7 protein-coding genes are annotated in these 6,180 nt (G+C 62.6%); 4 read left to right on the top strand and 3 right to left on the bottom strand.

Annotated elements, in window-relative coordinates:
• The 3 genes from EN994_RS14040 to EN994_RS14050 form a co-directional block, all read right to left on the bottom strand.
• Positions 1-764 (bottom strand): amidohydrolase family protein (locus tag EN994_RS14040; RefSeq protein WP_164745911.1); only part of this gene is annotated, 764 nt, incomplete at its 3' end.
• Positions 758-1,846 (bottom strand): hypothetical protein, encoded by a 1,089-nt coding sequence (locus tag EN994_RS14045; RefSeq protein WP_063167857.1) that lies wholly within the window; start codon positions 1,844-1,846, stop codon positions 758-760. The genes EN994_RS14040 and EN994_RS14045, both read right to left, overlap by 7 nt.
• Positions 1,847-1,963: 117 nt before the next feature.
• Positions 1,964-2,344, bottom strand: a complete 381-nt coding sequence (locus EN994_RS14050; RefSeq protein WP_013532029.1) for a 4a-hydroxytetrahydrobiopterin dehydratase — start codon at positions 2,342-2,344, stop codon at positions 1,964-1,966.
• Positions 2,345-2,497: 153 nt separating this feature from the next.
• Between EN994_RS14050 and EN994_RS14055 the strand changes: the two genes are divergently transcribed.
• The 4 genes from EN994_RS14055 to mch form a co-directional block, all read left to right on the top strand.
• Positions 2,498-3,469, top strand: a complete 972-nt coding sequence (locus tag EN994_RS14055) for a beta-ribofuranosylaminobenzene 5'-phosphate synthase family protein (RefSeq protein ID WP_024504393.1) — start codon at positions 2,498-2,500, stop codon at positions 3,467-3,469.
• A 29-nt stretch (positions 3,470-3,498) separates the two neighbouring features.
• Positions 3,499-4,392: an NAD(P)-dependent methylenetetrahydromethanopterin dehydrogenase gene (locus tag EN994_RS14060; protein WP_127307597.1), complete on the top strand. Its 894-nt coding sequence runs from the start codon at positions 3,499-3,501 to the stop codon at positions 4,390-4,392.
• Positions 4,393-4,405: 13 nt separating this feature from the next.
• The gene (locus EN994_RS14065) at positions 4,406-5,500 is read left to right on the top strand and encodes an ATP-grasp domain-containing protein (protein WP_063167856.1); all 1,095 of its coding nucleotides are present in this window, start codon (positions 4,406-4,408) and stop codon (positions 5,498-5,500) included.
• Positions 5,497-6,180, top strand: a 684-nt coding sequence (mch, locus tag EN994_RS14070; RefSeq protein ID WP_127307598.1) for a methenyltetrahydromethanopterin cyclohydrolase, incomplete at its 3' end; no start/stop codon positions are given. The genes EN994_RS14065 and mch, both read left to right, overlap by 4 nt.

Genomic DNA, 6,180 nt, shown 5'->3' on the forward strand with positions numbered 1-6,180 from the left:
GGCAGTCCATCCGCCGCTGCAATCGTCGCAGCCGCCGTATCCGCCGATCCGGGGCTGCCCAGATTGTTGCAATGGACATGCAAGGGATGCGGCAAGCCAAGACTGTCGACGGCGGCCTGCAGCGTCTTGACGATCTTGCGCGAACTGACGCCATAGGAAGGCACGACATCATCCAGCGAGAAGGTGCGGACGTTCTCCTTGAAGGCGGCCGCCGCACCGGCGTTGATCACCTTGACCCCAAGCGCTCGCGTCGAAGCGACCGTCCAGGCGACATAGTCCTCGATCATCGTCCGGGGGGCGTCGTCGCGGATCATCGACAACAGGAAATCGTCGTTGCCGAGAATGGCAAGGGTCGCTTTGTCGATAATCGGGATGTCAGCCAGTTCGAGATGCGTGTGCAGCGCCGCTCCCGGCGACATCGCCGGCTCGACGACCGTCGTAAAGCCCATCTTTGCGTAGAGGCAGCCGGTCTGGAACGTCGACCAGCCGGCATTGGCGAGCGGCGTCATTGCTGGCCGCAGCTGATGGGCGGCATGCTGTTCGGGCAAGAGCAGCCGCGCGGTGTTCACATTGCCGCCACCGATGTGGGAGTGGATATCGATGGCGCCAGCCATCACGATGCAGCCGCTGGCTTCGACGGTCCGGTCGGCCGCCCCTCCCGCCGGCGCCGGAACGATCTTGTCGTCCTTGATCCAGAGGTCGCCTTTGCCGAGACGGCCGTTGACGGGATCGATGATGTCGCCGTCGGCGATTTTCGTCAGCATGGCAGTGGCTCGAGGAAAGCGTGGGTAGCGATCAGGCGGATGATCGTCGCGGCGGAGGGCAATTGCGAGGCCGCTTGCGCATCGATCGACCTGAGCGAGCCCGTGCGGCTGGAGTAGACAACCGCATCGTGATCGACCCCAGCCTCGCCGATGGCCATGGTGACTGCGGCGCCGGCAACCGGCTTTTCCGTTTTCGTCAGCACAATCAGCGCCATGCGTGCCCTTTTTTTCTGTAGTTGGGCCGTTGCGGCGGAGATCCGCAGGTGCAGGTCAGCTTCGCCGGCAGCGATCATGCGCTCCACATCGCAGCGCCAGGGATCGAATTCAGGGAGGCCGCGCGCAAAGCCGGTGCGCAGCGGAAAACCTGTCATCCAGGCCGAGGCGAGCGCGCTTCCCCACCCGTTTTCGCTCGCCGGCAGATAAAGGCCGGATGCGCGCGATTTGCGATTGAGATCGGCGATCAGTCCTTGCAGCATCTCCAATGCCAAGCCTTCGGCGGCGTGGCCTGAAAACAGGAACACGGGAAAATGCGCGGCCGCCAGAGCTTTGGCAAAATCATTGAAATTCGACACCGGTTGCGATGTACGCCGCCCTTTGTACTGTGCCCTCAGTGCCGCCAGCGTGGCGGTGAGGCTAGCTTGGCCACAGGAAAGTTGCGTTGCCTTGCGTCCGCCGTTCAGCGGCGGCACAGACATCCCGTTTGGGCCTACCACGAAGAACGCGCGCTGGTTGCCGGTCGAGAGGTCGGGAACCGTCCCGGCAAGTTCGCCGACAAGACCATGATGGATCCGCGGGAGCTCGCCCACGATCACCACGACATCGGCACGCCGGCGCGTCTCTCCGGGGGCGACGGTCATTGCCCCCTTGTCGGTAAAAAGCGCGGTCTCTCGGGCAAGTGCCGCACCATCGGCATGGTCGTATGCCGCGCCAGCCCGCTCAGCCAGCGCGATCGCCGCCCTCGTGCCATCTATATCCGTATCAAAGCTGAAAACCGGGCACCGACTTGACGACAATAGCGACGCGGCATGCGCAGCCGCGTGCTCAATCAGCGCTTCCCGGTTGCCGATCCAAGCAACCGCCATTCGCTAAACTACTTTCTGGTGCCGGCTCGATCCTAGACGAAACTGGATTGGCCGTGAACCCCACCCTGCAGCGGATCAGCGAATGTTTTCATACGCGTCAACAAATTCCGACCCTGCTTAGTCATATTTGACGTAAGCGAAGCGTTGATCGGTCAGTGGAGTGCCCTCCAGTGCCCCGCCTTCCTTGGCCGGCTGCCACTGGACAACGTCCTCGATCTTTTTCGCCAACTCGAAATCCTTGTCGGTAATGCCTTTCGCCGCGTGATTCGTCAGGCGCACCTCGACCCAGGCATAGGAGGCGGTGATATCAGGATGGTGCCACGCCGCCTCGGCGAGATGACCAACCGTGTTGATGACCATGAGCGTCGATTTCCAGCTGTGGGTCTTGTATTTGCGCCGGATCCAGCCGTTTTCATAACGCCATTTCGGCAACTCCTTCTCAAGCCGGTCGGCGATCTCGGCTTCCGAATAGACCTTTTCCTTGACTGTCTCGTTCATCTCGACCTCCGCGAATTGCTCGGTCTGTCACACGCCGGAGCCGGCAAACACGTATGCGTTCTCTTTGGCTTGCCCCATCGACGAAAACAGTTATCATGGTACCGGGCACCTAAACTTCCATGATGCATCCATGATGCACCCATCGGGGGGCAGATGTCGAATTCTGTTACCATACGAGTGCCCGCTCGCCTGCACCTTGGCTTCCTTGATCTCAATGGCGATGCTGGACGGCGGTTCGGCAGCGTCGGGCTTCCATTGAGCGAACCCGAAACCGTCGTCACCCTGTCGCGGTCCAGCGAGACCATCGTCGAAGGCTCCGAGAGCACCCGCGCCAGCGAGCATCTATCGACGCTCTGCAAGCATCTTGGCATTCGCGGCCAGCACCATCTGGTGGTAGAGCAGTCGATCCCCAGTCATGCGGGTCTGGGCTCCGGCACACAGATCGCCCTTGCCGTCGCCTCGGCGTTGCGCACGCTCCACAATCTGCCTCTGGACATCGCCGGCGACGCTAACCTGCTCGAGCGGGGCGGCCGATCCGGCATCGGCATCGCAAGTTTCGAAGACGGCGGCGTCATAGTCGACGCCGGCAAGAACGACCGCGGCGGAACGCCTCCGGTCGTCGCGCGGCTGCCGTTTCCGGAAGAGTGGCGCGTCCTCCTCATCCTCGACCATTCCGGGCATGGACTGCATGGAGCAGCCGAGGTTGCGGCGTTTCGCTCGCTGCCGCCATTCCCAACGGCAGGCAGTGGGGAGATCTGCCGGAGGGTGCTGATGGGCATAATGCCGGCTTTGGTCGAGCGGGACCTTCCGGCATTCGGCGCCGCCGTCACCGCGATACAGATGCTGATCGGCAGCCATTTCGCCCCGGCCCAGGGCGGCGTGTTCACCTCGAAGCGGGTCGAGATGGTGGCCCACTGTCTCAATGAAGCAGGCGCCGTCGGCATCGGCCAGAGTTCCTGGGGGCCGACAGGCTTTGCCTTCGCGCCATCGCAGGACGCCGCACTCAAGTTCGTCGACGCGGTTCGGAAGACGACAGTTGAGGGCGGCCTTGAGGTCAAGATCGTCAAGGGCAGGAACTCCGGCGCGAAGATCAGTTCAACCAGGCTGGATCTCGTCGGCAGCTGACGCTTCAGTTTCAGGCAGAAAGGCAAGAAATGGCCCGCAAACACATCCTGCACATGCTGACACCGTTGAAGCAGATGAGCCCCTTCGACGTGAACATGGCGCTCGACGCAGGTTTCGACGCCGTCGTCCCCTATGTCGATGTGGGCCTGGCCGAAGTGACGGGACTGGTCCAGGACGCGATCTTTTCACGCCCGCCGGATGCGGGTGTCGACACCGGCATCTTCATCGCCGGGAAGGATGCCTCGTTGGCGCTCGACATGTTCGACGCCGCGAAGAAGGCGATGGTGCCGCCTTTCCAGGTTTCGGTATTTGCCGATCCAGCCGGCTCGTTCACCACAGCCGCGGCGATGGTGGCCAAGGTCGAAAAGGCGCTGGAGAAGAAATTCCAGCGTGCGCTCAGGGATACGAGAGTGGCTGTTTTCGGCGCCACCGGCGTCGTCGGCTTCTGCACCGCCGTCATCGCGGCAGGGGAAGGTGCCCGGGTCACACTTGTCGGCCATGACGGCATCGAACGGGTCAAGCAGATCGCGGCCGAGATCGAAAGCAGGTTCCACCTCACCGTCGATGCGGCTGACGGATCGAGCGACGCCCGCAAGACAAAGCTGGTCGAAGCCAACGAAATTATCCTGGCTTGCGCCAAAGCTGGCGTCCAGGTGGTCTCCAAAGCCCAATTGAAAGGCAATGACCTGCTTATTGCGGCCGACGTCAATGCCGTTCCCCCGGCCGGCATCGAAGGATTGGCCGTCAATGCCAATGGTGATCCACCCGATGCGGCAAAAGCCGTCGGCATTGGTCCGCTTGCCATCGGCAATGCCAAATATAAGGTCGAATTCGGTCTCTTCAAAAGAATGATCGAATCCGAAAAGACGATCACGCTCGGTTTTCAGGAAGCGTTTTCCCTTGCACGCGAGATTGCCAAGTAACGCCGGATCTCTTTTGATCGCGGCAATTTCAGGCCGGGGGCTGGCCGCCGCCGCGCGTCGCGCCGGCTATCGTCCGCTGGTCGCCGATTTCTTTTGCGATACGGACACCGTCGCGCTCGCAGAACGCGCGACAATGCTGCCAGGCGACCTGCAAGGAGGCATCGACGGCGAGCGCATCATCGACACGCTTCGGCGATTGGCTGGCGACGACCTGCCGGCCGCCATTGTCCTGGGCTCAGGGTTTGAGCGGATGCCTGAGACCGTGGACAAAATCGCGCGACACTTTCGGCTCGCCGGCAATGGCGGCGCCGCGATCCGCAGGATCAAGGATCCGCAGTTGCTGGCCGATGATTGTGCCGAACTCGGCATCCCGCATCCGCAACTGCGATGGGACCAGCCGCCTGACCCGGAGAACTGGGTGGTCAAGACCGCGGGCGGCGCCGGCGGCGGACACGTCAGACGAGCAGCCGGAGAAAGCCCGACCGCCGGCCGCTACTTCCAGCGCTTCGTTGCCGGTCGCAGCATCTCGGCCCTGTTCGTCGGCAATGGTCAAACCGCGCACCTCGTGGGTTTCAGCCACCAATGGACGTCTCCCGCCCCCACAGCGCCCTATCGCTACGGCGGCGCCGTACGGTTGAGACGCTTCGATCGCAGACAGGCGGCGGTCATCGGCGGCTGGCTCTCAAGTCTGACGCGGCGCGCCGGCCTGCTTGGATTGTGCAGCGCCGATCTGATCCGTGGACCAGATGGCTACACGTTCATCGAGATCAATCCGAGGCCGGGCGCCACCCTCGACATTTTCGACGATGTTGACGCGCCATTGATCGAAGCGCATCTGCGCGCCGCGACGGGTCAGGTCTTCCGCTTGCCGCGCTTCGTCGATTCGATGGCGTCGATGGTGACCTACGCCGCGACGCCAATCACTCACTTTCCGTCGATTGCCTGGCCTGAATGGACAGCGGACCAACAGTCGGCTGGCACCCGTCTGATTGCCGGCGACCCTGTCTGCACGGTCTTCGCGCGCGGTCCGAGCGCCCAATCGACCAAGCGGCTCATCAAGGGACAAGCCAGCCAATTGCAACTCCAATGGGAAGGAGACCGGACATGAAAGACGGTTCGGCATTCCTGAACGACAATGCACAGCGCATCGTTGACGGCATGATCGGCGACGCCGAACGCCTGCGTATCGTCGTTTCCAGGGGACCATTGGGCGAGCGCCTGATCGATGCCGGCGCCAAGACCGTCGGCAGCGTCGAGGCCGGGATGCGCATGGCTGAGGCTGCGATGGGCGGTCTCGGCAGCGTTTCGGTGTTCATGGATCGCGCGTCACAGCAATGGCCGTTCACCGTCGAAGCGCGATCTTCGCAGCCGGTGCTGGCCTGCCTGGGCAGCCAGTATGCGGGCTGGAACCTGTCTGGCCAGGACTATTTTGCGATGGGATCTGGGCCTGCGCGGGCCCTCGCCCGGGTCGAACCGCTGTTCGAAACACTTTCCTATCACGACATCGCATCTTCCGCGGTGCTTATCCTTGAGACGGCCGAACCGCCTCCCCGCGCGACCGTTGAGAAAGTGAGCAAGGCAACTGGACTGGCGACGGAAAAGCTCACCTTCCTCTATGCGCCGACACAAAGCCTTGCCGGCGGCGTGCAGATCGTGGCGCGCGCGCTCGAGGTTGCCCTGCACAAGATCAACGATCTCAAATTCCCGCTGGAAAACGTTGTCGACGGCATCGGAACGGCGCCGATCCCCGCCCCCCATCCGGATTTCCTGACCGCTATGGGCCGAACC

Source organism: Mesorhizobium sp. M7A.F.Ca.CA.002.09.1.1 (genome assembly GCF_003998555.1).
Taxonomy (GTDB): domain Bacteria; phylum Pseudomonadota; class Alphaproteobacteria; order Rhizobiales; family Rhizobiaceae; genus Mesorhizobium; species Mesorhizobium ciceri.